We start from the raw sequence: 16870 nt of genomic DNA, 5'->3' as shown, positions 1-16870 counted from the left end.
TTTCTGAGAATCAAAAGTCGATTCTGATTGTCCTCGAATTCCGATATAAATTAGAATACAAAATATATTTCGAAACAAATTTCCGGATAAAATTTGTTTCTATTCCTCTGTTTCACCGGAATCCGTACAAGAGCGGGTAAAACGGCGAACCGGATTCTAAATCGTATAATCCTCTACGTAAACTTTTACCTTTCTAAAACGAATGTGAACCGTTTCTCCGGGGAGTAGGTTGAGGGTTTGAAATTCAGTCGAGTTGAGTTGAGATTCTAAGATAGCACCAGTATCCAAACGTTTGAGATCTACCTTTACGATTCTTCCTGTGGAATGGATATACTGAATTTCCGCAGGGATCGTCTGAGCGGGAATCGCTTCCCTTAGGATCTCAACGTCATAGGGGCGAACATAACCGACCGCGTTTGCGTTTTCAACAGCAGCGTGTTCGGGTGCGTCAACTTTGATTTCGCCTAATTGAGCCTCACCACCTTGGACTCTGCCATGAAATAGATTCACGTCTCCCAAAAAATGAAACACAAAAGAGTTTTTCGGATGATTGTAAACCTCGTCCGGAGTTCCGACCTGCTCGATCTTTCCGGAACGAAGGATCACGACCTTGTCCGAAACTTCCAACGCTTCTTCCTGATCGTGGGTAACAAATACGCTCGTGATATGAATTTCATCGTGAAGTCGGCGAAGCCAGTTTCTAAGTTCCTTTCTTACCTTTGCATCGAGAGCGCCGAACGGCTCGTCTAACAATAAAAAACGGGGTTCGATCGCGAGTGCTCTTGCGAGTGCGATCCTTTGTCTTTGTCCTCCGGAAAGTTCGGCGGGATAGTGATTGTGAAAATTCTCCAGCTGAACGAGTTTCAAAAGACTCATGACCTTTTCCCGTATCGCTTCCTTACTAGGTCTTTCCGCCCTTTTTCTTACTTCCAGACCGAACGCGATGTTTTCGAAAATCGTCATGTGCCGAAAAAGTGCGTAGTGTTGGAATACAAAACCGACTCCTCTATCTTTTGCGTTCTTCTTTCCGACTTCCTTTCCTTCGAAGATGACCTCTCCTGAATCCGCGTCTTCTAGTCCGGCGATGATTCTTAAAAGTGTCGTCTTTCCGGAACCCGACGGACCAAGAAGCGCAACCAAATCCCCGGAAGGAACTTCCAGAGATAAGTTGTCGATTGCGGTAAAGTTTCCGAACCGTTTTACGATATTCTTAACTTTGATTCCCATGGTTATACCTCCTCTTGGAGCAATGTTTCCTTTTTTGTGACCTTGATTTTTCTTTCCAAGATCTGTTTTGCTACGAGCGTGATTAAGGATAAGAATACGAGAAGTGAGGCCGCCGAAAACGCGGCGACAGAGTTGTATTCGTTGTAAAGGACTTCGATCTGCAACGGTAACGTGTTTGTCTGTCCGCGGATATGTCCCGATAAAACGGAAACGGCGCCAAATTCTCCCATGGCTCTTGCGTTACAAAGGATGATCCCGTATAACAGTCCGTATTTGATTCCGGGTACCAATATCCTAAAAAAAACTTTGAGAGTGGATGCCCCGAGTAAGAGCCCGGCTTCTTCCTCTTCGATTCCTTGCGATTCAAGGACAGGAATCAGTTCTCTCGTGACAAAGGGAAGCGTGATAAACACGGTCGCTATCACAAGCCCGGGCGTGTTGAACACGATTCTGATATCCATCTCTTCGAGCAAGGGACCGAACCATCCCTGTCTTCCGAAAAGAAGAATAAAGATCAAACCGGAGATCACCGGCGAAACGGAAAATGGAGAATCGATGATCGTTAAAAGCCAACTTTTTCCGGGAAACTCGAATCTTGTCACAGCGAACGAGGAGACGATTCCGAATACGGTGTTTATCGGAACCGCTATGGCAACGACCAATAACGTAAGTTTGAATGCCGAAATCGTATCCGGTTCCTGAATTCCCTCCAAATACGCCCCGAGTCCTTTTGAAAAAGCTTCCTGAAAAACGGTGTAGATCGGAAGGAGCAAAATTAAACCGGTAAATAGAAAGACCAACCCGATGAGGATGCTGCGCGTTAATAAGGATTCTTGTCTCATCCCTTTCTCCTTGCGGATATCGTCTGAAGAATATTAATACCTAATAATATACTAAAAGAGATTACGAGCATGATAAACGCAATTCCGGTGGCTTCTTCGTATTCGTATTGTTCGAGTTTGGTGACGATCAATAAGGGAAGAATTTCGGTCTTACCCGGAAGGTTTCCGGATATAAAAACCACGGATCCGTATTCTCCGATCCCTCTCGCAAAGGCCATCGCGGCGCCCGTGACCATCGGTGGAATGAGTTCCGGAAAGACGATTCTTCTAAATATTTGCCAGCGGTTTGCGCCGAGGCAGTATGCGGATTCTTCCAGTTCTTTTGGAAATTCTTCCAATACCGGTTGAATGGTTCTGACCACGAAGGGAAATCCTATAAACACGAGTGCGATTACGATTCCGATCGGAGTGTATGCGATTTTAATTCCGTAAGGATCCAAAAGTTTTCCGATGATTCCGTTCTTTGTATAAATGGTTGTCAAAGCGATTCCCGCAACCGCCGTCGGTAACGTAAAGGGAAGATCCACCAGGGAATCCAAAAGCGACTTACCCGGAAATTCGTAACGAACCAAAACCCAGGCAAATAAAAATCCTATGAATAAATTTAAGAGTGCGGCGATCGCTCCCGCGCCAAAACTCAAGTAAAGAGCCGATACTATTCTTTCGTTCGTGAGTAGTTTCCAAAAACCGATCCACCCGATTCCTGTACTTTTGAGAAAAAGAGCGCCCAAGGGGATGATCACCAAAAGACTCAAGTAGGTGACGGTGAGTCCAAGGCTGATTCCGAAAGCCGACTTTCCGTAGGGTTTGGTTCTTAAGTTCAAAATGGACACTTGGTTTCTCTTTTTTTGAAACGATTTACTTTAAATAGATTTGGTCGAAAATTCCGCCTTCCGCGAAATGTTTCTCATGAGCTTTTTTCCAAGAACCTTCCAGATCTCGAATCGTAAATAGTTTCAAATTTCTGAATATACTTTTATACTTCGCTAAAATTTTGGAATCAGAGGGGCGATAGTAGTTTTTTGCGATCACTTCCTGTCCTTCCGGCGTGTATAAGAATTTCAGATAACTCTCCGCAACCTTGGACGTTTTGTGTTTCTCAGCGTTTTTGGTCACTACCGCGACGGAAGGTTCGGCTAAGATACTCACCGAAGGAAAGATGATTTCCACTTGAGAGTTTGGTTGGTTTGCGGTTTCTTTGATGGCAAGATGGGCTTCGTTCTCCCAAGAGATCAGGACGTCCCCGATTCCTCTTTGTACAAAAGTTGTCAGAGATCCTCTGGCTCCGGAATCCAAAACAAGAACGTTCTTGTAGAGATTCTTAACAAAACCCTTAGCCTTTTCTTCGGAACCGTATTTAGTTTTTGCAAAACCCCAAGCCGCGAGGTAATTCCATCTCGCGCCCCCTCCGGTTTTTGGATTGGGAGTTACGACTCCGATTCCCGGTTTTACTAAGTCGTCCCAGTCTTTGATTCCTTTCGGATTTCCCTTTCTCACTAAAAGAACGATCGTGGATGTATAAGGAGAACTTTGGTGCGGAAGAATATTCTCCCAATCGGTCGAAAGCAATTTTGATTTTTCAGCAATGGCTTCGATATCGTGCGCGAGTGCGAGAGTTACTACATCGGCTTCGAGTCCGTCGATCACGGCTCTGGCCTGTTTGCCCGAACCTCCGTGCGATTGATTGATGATCAGGTCTTCTCCGGTTTGTTTTTTCCAGTGTGCGATAAAAAGTTTATTCATTTGAGAATAGAGTTCGCGAGTCGGATCGTAAGAAACGTTTAAAAGTTTCGTCTGGGAAAGAAGACCGGAAGAACCCGTAAAAAGGAGAATTGCGGTTAGGGTAAGTCTTAGGATTTTTGAGTTCATTCTGATTCTTCCTGGATTCATCTCTACAACAAAGTGGATAAATTTCTAATAAATTAGATATTTGGATCCAATAATTTTAAAGTTTGCATGAAAGTAAAGAATTTTGTATTCCTTTCGAACTTTTCCCCGCCTCGTTGATCCTTGCCTTGCTCACAAGTTGGGAAGAAATTTAAAATCAGGGCGATCCCAAGGAACGATTTGTAAGAGCTCCTACAACCGTGGAGAGAGAATATTCCTTGCAAAATTATAATTCTGTGATATAGGAAAATCTCCCGGAATTTTTCCACCTCCCGCCCCACCACCCGAAAATCGGGCGGGGCGCGCGGCTTTCACAGAGGATCGTCGGAGTTACGACAGATTTTTTTGAAAATTCAAACAACAACTCCTGGGAAAGATCGACGCAGGAGAATCGTAGGACTTCGATCAGTAGCAACTCATTTTTGGTAAGAATCACAAAGAAGAAGCCGAAAAACGAAACCTCTTCTTTGCGTCTTTGTGGTTGCTCCTTATTTTACGTAGAGTTGGTCGAAAGAGGCTCCGTCCGCAAAATGATCCTTCTGAGCTTTATGCCATCCGCCAAAATGACCGTCTACCGTGACGAGTTCCAACTTCGGGAATTTGGATTCGTATTTTTTCAATACGGCTTGGTTTCTCGGACGATATCCGTGTTTGGCAATAATTTCTTGAGCCGCTTCCGAATAGAGGGACTTGAGATAAGCCTTTGCGGTTTCTAAGGTTCCGTGTTTCTCCGCGTTCTTTTCCACGATCGCGACGGGGGGTTCCGCAAGAATGCTCAAGGAAGGAAATACTACCTCGTATTTGTCCTTTCCGAATTCTTCCAGGATGAGAAAGGATTCGTTTTCCCAGGCGATCAAGACGTCTCCGATTCCGTTTTGTGCAAAGGTATTGCTCGAACCGCGGGCACCGGAATCGAGAACTGGAACATTCTTAAATAATGTTTTTATAAAGTCCTGAACCTTGGAAGAATCGTTGTTGAATTTTTTCTGCGCGAAAGCCCAAGCCGCGAGGTAGTTCCATCTCGCACCCCCGCTTGTTTTCGGATTCGGAGTGATCACTCCAACTTTCGGTTTTACAAGATCGTCCCAGTCTTTGATCTTTTTAGGATTTCCTTTTCGAACCACGAACACGATCGTAGAAGTATAAGGTGTGCTGTTGTTCGGGAGACTTTTCAACCAATCTCTCGCGATCAAACCTTTCGACGCGATGATGTCGATATCGTAAGCGAGAGCCAGAGTCACGATATCAGCTTCGAGTCCGTCGATCACCGATCTTGCCTGTTTCCCGCTTCCACCGTGCGATTGATTGATTCTTACTTCATCTCCGGTTTTGGACTTCCAGTAGTTTGCAAAAAGTTTGTTATACTCGGCATACAATTCCCTTGTCGGATCGTAGGAAACGTTTAGAAGATTCACGTCTTTTGCGGAGAGATTCGCGTTTACAACGGTCCAGAAGAATACGATCGTTCCGATTTTGAATATTGTTGTTTTCATCATTTTTATTTTCCTAACTTCTAATTTTGAATTACATTGCAAATTGGACAAAAAGAAAGAAACTGTAAGACTTTCCGTCCAGAGTATATCGATCGTTTACGTTAGTCGCCCATGGATTGACCCTCGCGTTTCGAACCGAGTCTCCGGCGAGCAGATACGAACCTCCGGTCCAAATCGAAACGTAGTCTTTGAGGTAGTATTGGTAGATTAGGTCGAATTCGTAGAACAGACGTTTGCCGCCTCTTTCACCGAGTTTGTAACCGCCGAACGCGGAACCCGAAACGTTTTCCGTCGTAAGTCCCGTGTTAGGCGCTCCCCCGGAAGAATACCATGCGTCGTTTTCGGACGCTTTTTGTACGTCGTAGACGACGAAGATAAATCTTCCGTAGTTTGCGGAATTATACATCAGGTGAATCGATTTGCTTTTTGTGTTCGACCAGAACGTCGCGTTTGCGATCCCGTTTCCCGAATCGAAATAGGGAAACCCGCCCGATCTCGTAGCGAAAGAGGCGTCATACGTCGCAACCTTGTTATCCGTTCTGTTAGGATCGCCCGAAGCGATCGAGTATTGGACCCCGATTCTGAATCGGTCAAAAAAAGTATAACCCGTCTGGGCGATGAAATATTTCGCGTCGTATTGAACGTTTTCGGTGTAAATTCTTGCGGAGTTCGATTTTCCGTCCACGGTTTGTTTGAGTTGGTCCCAACCCGCGTTCACCCTCTGACCGTTGAATCCGTATTGCCAAGAACCTTCGAGAGTCCAGTCCCAGGATTTCGTTTTCGGCAAACGGTTGTTATCCGTTCGATTTGATAAGCGAAATCCTACCGTATTCAAATCGTCTCTTTGTCTGGTTCGATCCAAACTTGTGGTGGGAGTCGGACCTTGTTCCCATTTTTTGTCGATGTTAAAATAGTAGAAGTCGATGAGAAAGTCTTCGAACTTAAGGGTGTTGTATAAACCGGAAAGATAGGTATCGTTCACGGTTCCTCTTTTGACTCCGTTTGCGGTGTTGTTCCCGCTTCCGGCGTTTGAGTCTTCCGCGATGATGGAGGTAAACGCTTCCGAGTTGAAATATTTGGAATTGTATTTTACTCGGGCGCCGTCGAAAGAGTTTCCGGTCTGACCGTCGTTTCTTCCTCCGATATACCGGTTGTCGCCAAAACCGAAGATTTGTCTTCCGATAAAGACCTCGAATCCGTTTGCGAAGTTTTTCAACTGAATAAAACCTTCTCTCAGATCGGTGTTATTCTTAACGCTCACCGAGTTGGCGGCGGTAGGAGCTGAGCTGAGTTCCACACCGGCTGAGTTGGAAAGTCCGAGATAACCCAACTGTCCGTCCTTGCGGGATTGTTCTCCGCCGAAAACACGAACGTCTTGAATCGTAACCTTGGCGGCGACATAGGGACTCGGATCGATGATAAAAGAAACCTGCGAATTCTGAGTCGCAAAGTTTCGATCATCCTGAGTTCGTTTATCAAAATCGGCGTTGTGGCTGTAATCAAAACGAGGGCGGACTTGGAAACCGACGCGGAAGATATCTCCAAGCCAGAGACGATCGACCTTTCGGACCGCGTCTTGGTGCTCCGGAGAAAGGAGCATCGATTTCATAAACTCACCGGGAAGTTTTCCTTTGTAAGGACTTTTATAAGGTTCCTCCTTTGCGAGTTCCTGTTGAATTTCAGGAATCCCTTTTCCGTCGTTTTCTTGTTCTTCGTATTGAACGTTCGAAGGAGGATCCAAGTTCAGGACGGGATCGGAAGTTTTTGCTTTTTTTGTATCTTGAGAGAATAGGCCAAATGTAAGAGTACAGATGAAAAAAACTCCGGTAATGATTTTTGTCGTTGTGTGTTTCACTCAATCCCTCCTTGCGAGATTTTGAACCAGGGGATGTTGCTATCCTGCTATAGTCAACTAAAAATCTGTTATATTGGATAATTATTCTAATTTTATAGCTATCCGTTTGTTTTTTTGGCAAAATTTCCGGTAAAAGAGAGAGCTTTCTTCTGAATTGTAGGTGTTTGGAAAGTGGAAACGCCCTTGTAGGAACTCCTATCGACCTTTTTTACGGGAGAAAATAGAGTCCTTGAAGGACAGCACAGTTATAAGATGAGAGTTTGTATTCTCGTTCTCATTGTTTTTTCCTCTAAGCGCCTGCCCAAAAAAGACCAAACAAGTTTTTCATTTCTTCGGAAGCAGATAAAAAGAATTTGAACAGTTTTAAAATCGTGGAAAGATCTTTCCTTTATGTTCGGAAACGTTCCAAAGTATGAAATTCCATTTTTGAAAAATCAGCCGTTACGTTTGCGAAAATTCGCTCCTCTTCTTCTATTCTACGTTGGGATTTTTCTTTTTATTTTTTCCTCCTGTTCGCGACCGCAAGCTCCGCTTGGGAAATCCGGAACTTTGGACGCTTCCTCTTGGGACTTTCGAAAAGACGGAAGTCTGACTCTACGAGGGGAATGGATGTTTTACTGGGGCGGTTGGAAATATTTACCGGCCGGAGTTAGTCCTTTACGATCCGGTGAAATCGTATATATTCCTTCGACTTGGAACGGAGGTTCCAGGACGGGGAAGGGTTTTGGTTCCTATGTCCTCGAAGTAAAACTACCGAACACAATTCAAAAACTGGGTTTGATTCTTCCGGATCAAAGTTCTTCCTATGAACTTTTTTTAGACGGGAAATTTGTCCTGAGTTCCGGAAAGATCGTTCGAAACGACGATCAATCCCTAAAGGAAGTGGAGGAGGGAATTCGCCCCTTGTTTTTTGAGTTCGAATCTTCCGGAAAAAATCTTGAAATCGTATTACAAATCGCGAATGAAGATCTGAGGCTCGGAGGTTTTTGGTCCCCGATCGTTTTGGGAGAGGCCGATTCTTTGCGTTCCGATTGGAATCGAAGTCTTCGACTCGATTCCTTTTTGGTGGGAGGTCTGTTTATCATTGCCTTTCTGCACCTTTCCTTTTTTCTCATGAGAAAAAAGGAAACTCAGTCCCTCTATTTCGGACTTTTTTGTCTTCTGATGGGGTTTCGAAGTCTTTTTCCGGGGAATCGATTGATTCTGGAATATACAAATCTAATAAATTATGAAAATTTAATACGTGTGGAATACCTTACGTTTTATCTTTCGGTCCCCGTTTTTTTAAATTATATTCTATCTCTCTATCCAAGAGACTTAAAAAGAATTTTTGTGGATATACTCTGGTGGATATCCGCGGTCGCGTGTGCGATCGTTTTGTTTTTACCGATGAAAGTTTTTACGTATACGATTCCGATCTATTATCTAAACGCTTTTTTTGCGGGAAGTCTCGGACTTTATACTTTGATCCGAGCGGTTCGTAAAAAAAGGGAAGGGGCCGCCATTCTTCTCACCGGATTTTTATTTATCTATCTCGCGATGATCAACGACCTTTTGTATGTGAGTTATTTTTTGGAAACGGGATATTACAGTTCGATCGGAACCTTTGTTTTTTTGGCTGCACAATCCGTTTCACTTTCGGTTCGAAATTCTAAAAATATGCAAAGGCTTTTGGATCTTTCCCGCAACCTGGAGAAAAAAGTGGAGGAAAGAACTCATCGATTGAAACTGACTCTTCGTTCCATCCACGATGACTTGGATATGGCCGCAAAAATCCAAAGTGATTTTTTGGAAGTTCCGGAGGAGTCTTTTTTTGAGGAAGTTGGAATTCGTCTTCAAACTTTTTACCAGCCGATCGCAAGTGTGGGTGGAGACTTTTACAATGTTCGAAAAAACGGAAAAAATAGGATTCGAATTTTTATCGCGGATGCGATCGGTCACGGAATCCAAGCTTCATTGATCACGATGGTGATTCAGAGCGAATACAATTCGATTTTCGATTGGAATCTTACTCCCGGAGAACTTCTTACAAAACTAGCGAAAAAGTTCGCTTCCAGAATCGGGGACGTAAGTCCTTTTTTTTCGGGTTTGATTTTGGATTTGGATCTAAGTAAAAATCTGATTCTTTTTTCCAGCTCCGGAAACCCGGCTTGTATTTTGACCGGAGGCGGAAAGTCGGAATCTCTTCAACTCGTAGGTCCGTATGCCGGAATGCTTCCGGAGTATCATTATGCCGAGTTATCTTATGACTTACCGAAAGACTTTCGATTGATTCTTTTTACCGATGGATTGCCGGATCGTTTTTTGTTTTCCGGAGATGAACACGAATTTTTTTCGATCGAGGATTGGATTCGAAATCGAACGGATCAACCCTTGGAAAGGGTTTGTCAGGACTTATTGGACTTAGCAAATTCTTTACCTCTGCCCGATTTTAAAAAAGACGATATCACTTTGCTCGGAATCGAAAGATCGAATTTAGAATCGGTTCGGTTTTTAGATTTATAGAAATGGGTTCCTAAAAATGATGGCAATACGTGGATTCGATTGGAATCTTTCCAAGACCTTAGAATCGCAAGGAGTCTGATATGGCTTACAAACTTGACGGGGCGAAATTCCCGACCTTAGAAGAATTGATCGCGGCCCTCTATCCTCTTTACGCCGATAAAATGTCCGAAGCCGATTTTAGAAAATACGTGCAGGAAAACGCAAAGCAGGAATAATTTCTTTGTTTCCCGCTTCGGGCTGAGTGAAAGACGTCGGTTCTTATCCGTTTTGCTTGTCAGGAAATCGGGTTTCGTAAGAATCATCCCATGCAAATCATCCCGGGGAAATGGAAAATTCCTCATGCCGCAAGAAAGCCGCTCGTTTTTTTCCTAGTTCTACTTTTTCTTTCCATTCAGTTTCGATTTCTATTTTCGGATTCTGTTCCCGATTCGGTCTCCTTGCAGAATCAATATCTGATCGCCCAGGACTATCAGATTCTTTTTAAGAATTTTTTATCCTCCGGTTATGATCGTTCTCTTCACGGTGGAAGTCCTACATTCTACTTTCAATCTCCGTTTTTCTTTTTTCTAGTTTCCTTTTTGCACACGTTTTTTCTTTTTTTTCTTCCCTTTAGCGTCGCTTTTAATTTAGGAATTCTTCTTACTCTTTTTTTGTTTTCGTATGCTTTTTTAAAATTGGGATTTCTTTTTCTCACTGAAACCAATCTGAGTCCAGGGAACGCGCTTTTGGCGATGACCGGTTTGATGTTTTACTTTTTATATCCCGGGGATCGGGTCGTCGGCGCGGGCGTTGTAGGAGTTTTTCAGAATTCCATCTCATCGGTGTTAGGTCTCGGTTTTGCGATTCTTGCCATCTACTATTTGGAAAAGTTTCGTTACACGGGTAAGGTTTCTTCGTTTGCGAAGAATCTGATCACGGGTTCACTCGTGTTTTACACCCATTACGAGATGTCGCTTTTTTACGTGGTCTCGCTCGGAATTTATTTTCTTTTTTACAAAGACGAGTTCGAATTTTTAGAAATTCTTTTTATCTTTCTTTTACCGATTCTCGTGGCCTTGCCCGTTCTTTGGAATTATTTTGCCTTTGTTCAGTTTCAACAAAACCCTCCGGTTTCTTATCCGGTCAACGGACTTCTTTCTCTTTTGGGCGAAGAATTTTCGAGTTCGGTCGCAAACCCTGAAAGATTTTTTGAAGTTTTCAAGCAGATTTTGATCGATCAGTATTGGATTCATCTTTTGTTTCCGATCCTTTTTGTGATCGGAATTCGATTGTTGTTTATCCGAAAATTGTTACCTCCGATTTCGAGGTTTCTCATTTTCGGAACCTTGCTCTTTTATTGGATGGCTACCGATTCTTCCTTGTCTTTGATTTTTCCGTGGTTGCACGTTAAGTGGTATACCGCTCTCAATGTTTCTCTCGTTTTTCTAACTTTCGCTGCGCTTGTTACCGCTCGTTTTTTTCTCAAAAATCTCGCGCCCGGAAGATGGAAACTCTGGACCGGACTTATTCTTTTTATATTAGGAATGGTTCGTTTTATCGTTACGATTCCCGGTCCTTCCACCGGAATCGAAGCTCTTTCCAAAACGCCTTCAGCGATCTGGAGCCAAAAAGAAGAATGGATCGGAATTTTAAAGGAAACTCCGTATTCTTCCTTGATCGCGTCCGAAGAAATCACGGGGGGAGTCAATTCTTTGGATTCCAGATGGGCTTCCGTTTTTGTGAGACAATCCGTTAGACGAAATATCGTTTTGCAGAATCGTTTTGAAAATTCTTTACCTTCTTCTCCGGAAGAAATTATCCAACTTTTCCCGTCCCAAGGACCGAAAAGTTCTTTGGTCACATACGGGAAACGATCCAATCTGCGTCCGGTACAGGAAAGGGACAAACTTTCCGATTTGTTTTTAAGTCTTTTGCAGGAAAGAGGTGTGACTCATCTGCTTTTGAAATCGGAAGCCCTCAATCAGTTTGCTTCCAATCTTCCGGATTCTTTTGCCCAGATCGCAAAAAGGGGGGACTGGATTCTCTGGAAGTTGAACGTCACCAAACCGCCGTTAGAGCTTTTGTCCGCCAAACCCTGGGCTTTATTGATCGACGACGCGGGACAGGAAAGGAGAACTTCGATTCGATCCGAGGATCTTTCCGAGTTCGCATTACATTCTCTTTATACACTTTCCATTTCTTTGGTTCCGATCACTACGGAAGAATACAAAAAGAATGAGAAATCCTTCTCCGGTGCGTTTCCGTTTTCGGGGTTGAAATCGGAACTTCAGAAGCTCGTTTCCATCCAGGAAGAGGAGAATTCAAAGAAAAAACCGAAGGGCAAAACCGATCTTGAAAAAGAAAGGAAACGGACCGGAACGGAAATTCATCCGTTTTTATGGGACGACTCAAGGATCGTTTGGGAATTACCTTTGATACAATCCGAAAACGTCTGTTCTCCGGTGCTTATCCGTTCCGGATTTTTTCCGCTTTGGAAATCGGAAACCGGTGAAACCAGTTATCGAACTTTAGAAGGTCAGTTTTATCTTTGTTCCAAACAAAAGGAGAATAGATTCGTATTTTATGATATTCGATCCTACTTGATCACCTTTTTTCAATTTCTGTTACCTCTTTTGTTTTTCGGGGCGACTTTTTTAAACCGAAGGAAACTATCCAATTGATTTTTTTCGCCTCTTCAAGGTCCGTCAAAACTCCGTTTCGAAAAAGACAGCTCTTTTCCAATTCTCTTCTGGTCGCATTTTCAGCCGCGATCCTCGGGATTTTATTTTTCGGAAATCCGGAATCTCCGATTTCAAAGATCGTCTTATCGGCGTTAGAGGGAGGTTTGATCGGAGGACTTTGCGATTGGTTCGCCGTTTGGAAAACATACAAAGCGATTGAAGAGGACAGTTTTACCCTCGCGGGTGAAATCGGAAACTGGGTCGCGGGAGATCTTTTACACCACGAAGTGATTCGTTCCAGGATTCGAATGGTATTGGAAGATCCTAACACTCGAGACGACGTACACGAAGTTCTTTTGGAGACCTTTGGAAACGAAAAAAAAACAAAAGAGGTTCTCAATCAACTTTTTGAAAAAGTGGAAGAGGATATCGTCGAATACATCGTTCATTACCAGTTTTCGGGAACCGATGTCGCCTTATTAAAAGAATTAAACCGACAAAAAGAAATTATGGATACGATCAAACTACTGATCGGGGAATCCATGATCCGCGTGGCGGATACGGAGGAATTCAGATCCCTTCTACAGGAAATATTAGGAAAGATGAATTTAGTGGCTCAGGTGGTTTTGAATCTTGTCGTCGACTTCCCGAAAAAATTGAAAGAATACGGAAATCACGTCAAACAAGGGCTTGTCATCGAATCCAAGGACGAGAAGACGATTGAAAAGTTAGTAAACCTGATGGCGGCTTCCACGGAAACTTACATCTCCTCTTGGAACGAACTTCCCCTGGAACAAAGGGAAAAGGCGGTTCGATCACTCATGGGTTTTTTAAAAGACCAAGCGAGCCGACTTCTGGGAACTCTGATCCAAACGCATTTAAAGGAAATCGGCGAGATCAAAACCTTGCAGGAATACGCGCCGCTTCGGTCCGTTTTGGAATTCGTGGAAAAACGCGTGGACGAAGGAGTTTCCGGTTATATCGGAAAACAGATCACGACCAGACTTCAGAGTTTGGATCCGAAGGACTTAAGAAAGAATTTAGAATGGAAGACCCGGAACGTTCTGGAAACGATCCGAATCAACGGAAGTATTCTCGGATTCTTTCTTGGATGTGCCACCGGCTTGATTCGATTTTTCTTTTGAAAGAAGTTTCTTTTTGGCTCATCGTTTATTAAAAGATCGAACCCGATTTTATTTTTGGAAACGTTAGGAAAGAACGGATCGCCTCCGATGATCGATCGGGAAAAGGGACCAATTCTCATCGGAAATTAAATTTGCTTCTGTCTGTTTTTTAAATCGTATCTTTATCGGAAGCATACGATTCATTCTACGCTTCCAATTTGTTTGTAAAGGTGGAAGTCAAAAAAGGATCCAGGAATCCAATCAAAAATCGAAACGAAGTGATCATCGATTCGTAGTTTTAGAGTCTAACTCTCAGGAGATATATGGAAACAGTATACCACGCGCAAGAAACAAGAGGGAAGGCGGACTTTGGTTGGCTGAAGAGCAGACATACTTTCAGTTTTAGTTCTTATTATGAACCAGCTCGGGTTCAATTCGGGAAACTGCGAGTTCTCAACGACGACATCGTAATCGGCGGAAAGGGATTTCCTCCGCATCCGCATGAGAATATGGAAATCGTTTCCATTCCCCTTTCGGGAAGTCTTGAACACAAGGACAGCGAGGGAAACAGTTCCGTCATCCAAGCCGGGGAAGTGCAGATCATGTCTGCGGGAACCGGAATCGTTCATTCCGAATACAACGCCTCTTCCACGGAGCCGGTCAATTTTTTACAAATCTGGATTCTTCCGGATAAGATGGGAATCGCCCCTCGTTATGAACAAAAGAAGTTTAACGTAGAGGATCGTCAGGGAAAATTTCAAACCGTCGTATCTCCGGAAAAAGAAAGCGGCGCGGTCTGGATCAATCAAAACGTGATCTTTTCTTTGGCTCACGGAAAAAAAGAATTAAAGATCGAGTATATTCCAAAAAATGAAAGTGGTGGAGTGTATTTTTTTCTGATTTCCGGTTCCGTCGAAATCGACGGTAAGAAATTGTCCGCGAGAGACGGTCTGGGGCTTTCGGCTTCTCCCAAACTCGAAATTCTTTTTTTGGAAGAATCCGAACTTCTCGCGATCGATACTCCGTTCTAAGATTCGAAAAAAAGGAGGAGTTCCTACATAACCGCTATTGAGAACGTCCTAAGGTTTTAGAATGTAGGAGCTCCCATCGCAATTTAGAACCGGTCCTAAAACCTCGAAAGAGAAAGAAAGCTCATTTTATAAAATTCTAATCTGTGTGAGTTCCCACGAATTACGTCTCATTGATTTTTTCTGAGATTTCGATTCGGACCTTGAGAGTCCAAAATAAGCGTGAGAGTTCCCACATTTTCCAGAAACTCAGTTTCTCGACTTCGATTGGGTGTCGGGCAGGTTTTGGGATCGGTTCTGAATAAAAAAGAAATGGGTTTCTCTTCCGATAAAAGAACGGAAACTGTGTGGGAACTTCTTCTTGACTCGGATTTTCTTTGGTTTTTCAGATCTCTTTGTTCTTAAAAACGTGGGAACTCCTTCTTTTTTAAAAAATGATCCCGTTTCATCCGGGAAATATTGTAGGATCTCCTGCGCTTTCTTCCAAATTCTCCAAAAGAAAATCTTTGTCGGAAAAATCTCAGGGGGCACAGCGTGCCGCCTGAGAATCCACTCTAACCAAAAGAAACATTGGAGTTCCTACAAAAAAACCGTTTCTAAAAAAATCTTGCGATTCCCCGATCAAATTTCCCCGCTGCGGATCGAAAAGGTCCGAAGGGAACCTTCCCTCAAAACGCGGATCGGAAGTTCTTTTTGAATCGTGGATTCATCCAAGGTTCGATGCATATCGTCGATGGAACGGATGGTAACGTCGTTCAAAGAAAGAATCATATCACCTTTTCTTAATAGACTCCCGGCCGCAGGAGCGGAAGTTTCGACTTCGATCACAAGAACACCCGAACTCTGTTCCAGTTTGTTGAAGATCTTCAGTCGATTGGGAATACTCTGGTTCTGACCCGCGATTCCTAAATAACCTCTTTTTACAAAACCGTTTTTCATCAGACGAGTGATGACGTATTCAGCAGTACCAGAACCCACCGCAAAACAAATTCCTTGAGCCGAAGGAATGATCGCCGTGTTGATACCGATCAATTCTCCTCTTGAGTTGACCAGAGGACCGCCGGAGTTTCCGGGGTTGAGAGCCGCGTCGGTTTGGATCACATCCTCGATCAATCTTCCGGAACGAGAACGAAGACTTCTTCCCAACGCGCTCACGACACCCGCAGTCACTGTGGATTCGTAACCGAGAGGATTGCCGATCGCGATCGCGAGTTGTCCTACTTTTACGGAAGTGGGTTTTGAAAAATGCAGATAAGGAAAAGGATCACTCGAAACTTTTAACACCGCGATGTCGGTCATCGGATCTTCTCCGATCTTCATGGCTTTGAGACTTCTTCCATCGGGAAATTCCGCGTTGATCTCGGAAGCGTTTTCGACTACGTGTTGATTGGTTACTACAAAACCGTCGGGAGAAATTAAGAATCCGGAGCCGGCTCCGCCCCCGCGATTTCCGCTCACTTTGAGATGAACCACGGCCGGACTTACGGTGTCCACGGCGTTGGTCACCGCTTTGGAATACGCATCCATCAGGTCTTCTTCCCTTTCCGAAGAAGAAGTATTTGAGACGTTTTTGGGGAAAGGGTCTTTGGAATCCGATTGAACCCATTGAATCATAGAAAAAACCTCCGGCATTTTCTTAGACCCGAATGTTCTAATTCGTATTCAAAAAAGTTACAAAACAAATGAAAAAGTTTCAAATTCTTACGGGAACAAAAGAGAATCGCGCAGGTTTTTTTTTGAGTTCTTTGTCATAGTTCCTACAAGGTTCAAACGATTGAAAAAGGTTAGCCTTTCAATCTGAGTCAACCGGCAACAAACTGAGGAAAGTTCCAACAGGAACGATTTTAAAAAAAGCTTATCTCAAAATCTTAGAATGTAGGAACTCCAATGAGAATTTTAAAACAACTCGTTTTTCAGGAGTTTCATAAATCGCAAAAGGGACGTAATCTGTGGGAACTCGCGCATCTTAGCCATAACCTTACCCACAAAGTGGACTGAATCAAAGAATCTGTCGGAACTACGACAGTCCTCCATGAAACGAAATCCCCGCCCTGCGGCGCGATCCTTAGAGAGCGGCGCACTGAGTTTTTTGGGTGGCGGGGCGGGAGGTGGAAAACTCCGGGAGATTTTGCTCTATCACAAAAAACTTATCTTTGCAAGTAAAAAACTTCCTCCTGCCTTCGTAGGAACTCCTAAAAAATTTTGATTGGATCGCCCTGATTCGAAATCGCTTTTTTAACTTGTGGGTA

The 16870-nt window shown here is 43.6% G+C and carries 13 protein-coding genes; 6 read left to right on the top strand and 7 right to left on the bottom strand.

Features of this window, described 5'->3' with window-relative positions; translation table 11 throughout:
• Positions 1–156 precede the first annotated feature (156 nt).
• The 6 genes from JWG44_RS07945 to JWG44_RS07920 all read right to left on the bottom strand — a co-directional run bounded on the left by JWG44_RS07945 (position 157) and on the right by JWG44_RS07920 (position 7283).
• Positions 157–1227, bottom strand: a complete 1071-nt coding sequence (locus JWG44_RS07945) for a sulfate/molybdate ABC transporter ATP-binding protein (protein WP_205274429.1) — start codon at positions 1225–1227, stop codon at positions 157–159.
• 2 nt (positions 1228–1229) lie between these two features.
• Positions 1230–2069, bottom strand: coding sequence for a sulfate ABC transporter permease subunit CysW (gene cysW, locus JWG44_RS07940; protein ID WP_205274428.1), 840 nt, complete (start codon positions 2067–2069; stop codon positions 1230–1232).
• Positions 2066–2902: a sulfate ABC transporter permease subunit CysT gene (gene cysT, locus JWG44_RS07935; protein ID WP_205274427.1), complete on the bottom strand. Its 837-nt coding sequence runs from the start codon at positions 2900–2902 to the stop codon at positions 2066–2068. Before cysT ends, cysW begins: the two co-directional genes overlap by 4 nt.
• Before the next feature lie 25 nt (positions 2903–2927).
• Entirely contained in the window at positions 2928–3938 is a 1011-nt protein-coding gene (locus JWG44_RS07930) for a sulfate ABC transporter substrate-binding protein (RefSeq protein WP_205274426.1), read from the bottom strand.
• A 506-nt stretch (positions 3939–4444) separates the two neighbouring features.
• Positions 4445–5449, bottom strand: a complete 1005-nt coding sequence (locus JWG44_RS07925; protein ID WP_205274519.1) for a sulfate ABC transporter substrate-binding protein — start codon at positions 5447–5449, stop codon at positions 4445–4447.
• 31 nt (positions 5450–5480) lie between these two features.
• On the bottom strand, positions 5481–7283 hold the full coding sequence (locus tag JWG44_RS07920; RefSeq protein ID WP_332460780.1) for an alginate export family protein: 1803 nt from the start codon (positions 7281–7283) through the stop codon (positions 5481–5483).
• A 411-nt stretch (positions 7284–7694) separates the two neighbouring features.
• On the opposite strand from JWG44_RS07920, the gene JWG44_RS07915 reads away from it, so the two are divergent.
• The 5 genes from JWG44_RS07915 (at position 7695) to JWG44_RS07900 (ending at position 14624) form a co-directional block, all read left to right on the top strand.
• Complete coding sequence (locus tag JWG44_RS07915) at positions 7695–9809, top strand: PP2C family protein-serine/threonine phosphatase (protein WP_205274424.1); 2115 nt, start codon at positions 7695–7697, stop codon at positions 9807–9809.
• An 80-nt stretch (positions 9810–9889) separates the two neighbouring features.
• Positions 9890–10024, top strand: coding sequence for a hypothetical protein (locus JWG44_RS22460; protein WP_118970409.1), 135 nt, complete (start codon positions 9890–9892; stop codon positions 10022–10024).
• Between the two features lie 90 nt (positions 10025–10114).
• Positions 10115–12469, top strand: a complete 2355-nt coding sequence (locus JWG44_RS07910) for a hypothetical protein (protein WP_205274423.1) — start codon at positions 10115–10117, stop codon at positions 12467–12469.
• Complete coding sequence (locus JWG44_RS07905; protein WP_408611932.1) at positions 12469–13614, top strand: DUF445 family protein; 1146 nt, start codon at positions 12469–12471, stop codon at positions 13612–13614. The genes JWG44_RS07910 and JWG44_RS07905 overlap by 1 nt, the downstream gene beginning before the upstream one ends.
• 302 nt (positions 13615–13916) lie before the next feature.
• Complete coding sequence (locus JWG44_RS07900; RefSeq protein ID WP_205274421.1) at positions 13917–14624, top strand: pirin family protein; 708 nt, start codon at positions 13917–13919, stop codon at positions 14622–14624.
• A gap of 618 nt (positions 14625–15242) precedes the next feature.
• Here the strand turns inward: JWG44_RS07900 and JWG44_RS07895 are convergent.
• Positions 15243–16235 carry a S1C family serine protease gene (locus tag JWG44_RS07895; protein WP_205274420.1) on the bottom strand — a complete coding sequence of 331 codons (993 nt, stop codon included), beginning with the start codon at positions 16233–16235 and terminating at the stop codon, positions 15243–15245.
• A gap of 418 nt (positions 16236–16653) precedes the next feature.
• Here JWG44_RS07895 and JWG44_RS07890 point away from each other — a divergent pair, with 418 nt between their 5' ends.
• The gene (locus JWG44_RS07890; protein WP_205274419.1) at positions 16654–16827 is read left to right on the top strand and encodes a hypothetical protein; all 174 of its coding nucleotides are present in this window, start codon (positions 16654–16656) and stop codon (positions 16825–16827) included.
• Positions 16828–16870: the final 43 nt, after the last annotated feature.

Source organism: Leptospira ainazelensis, assembly GCF_016918785.1.
Lineage (GTDB): Bacteria > Spirochaetota > Leptospiria > Leptospirales > Leptospiraceae > Leptospira > Leptospira ainazelensis.
This window is presented reverse-complemented; position numbering and strand designations above follow the sequence as displayed.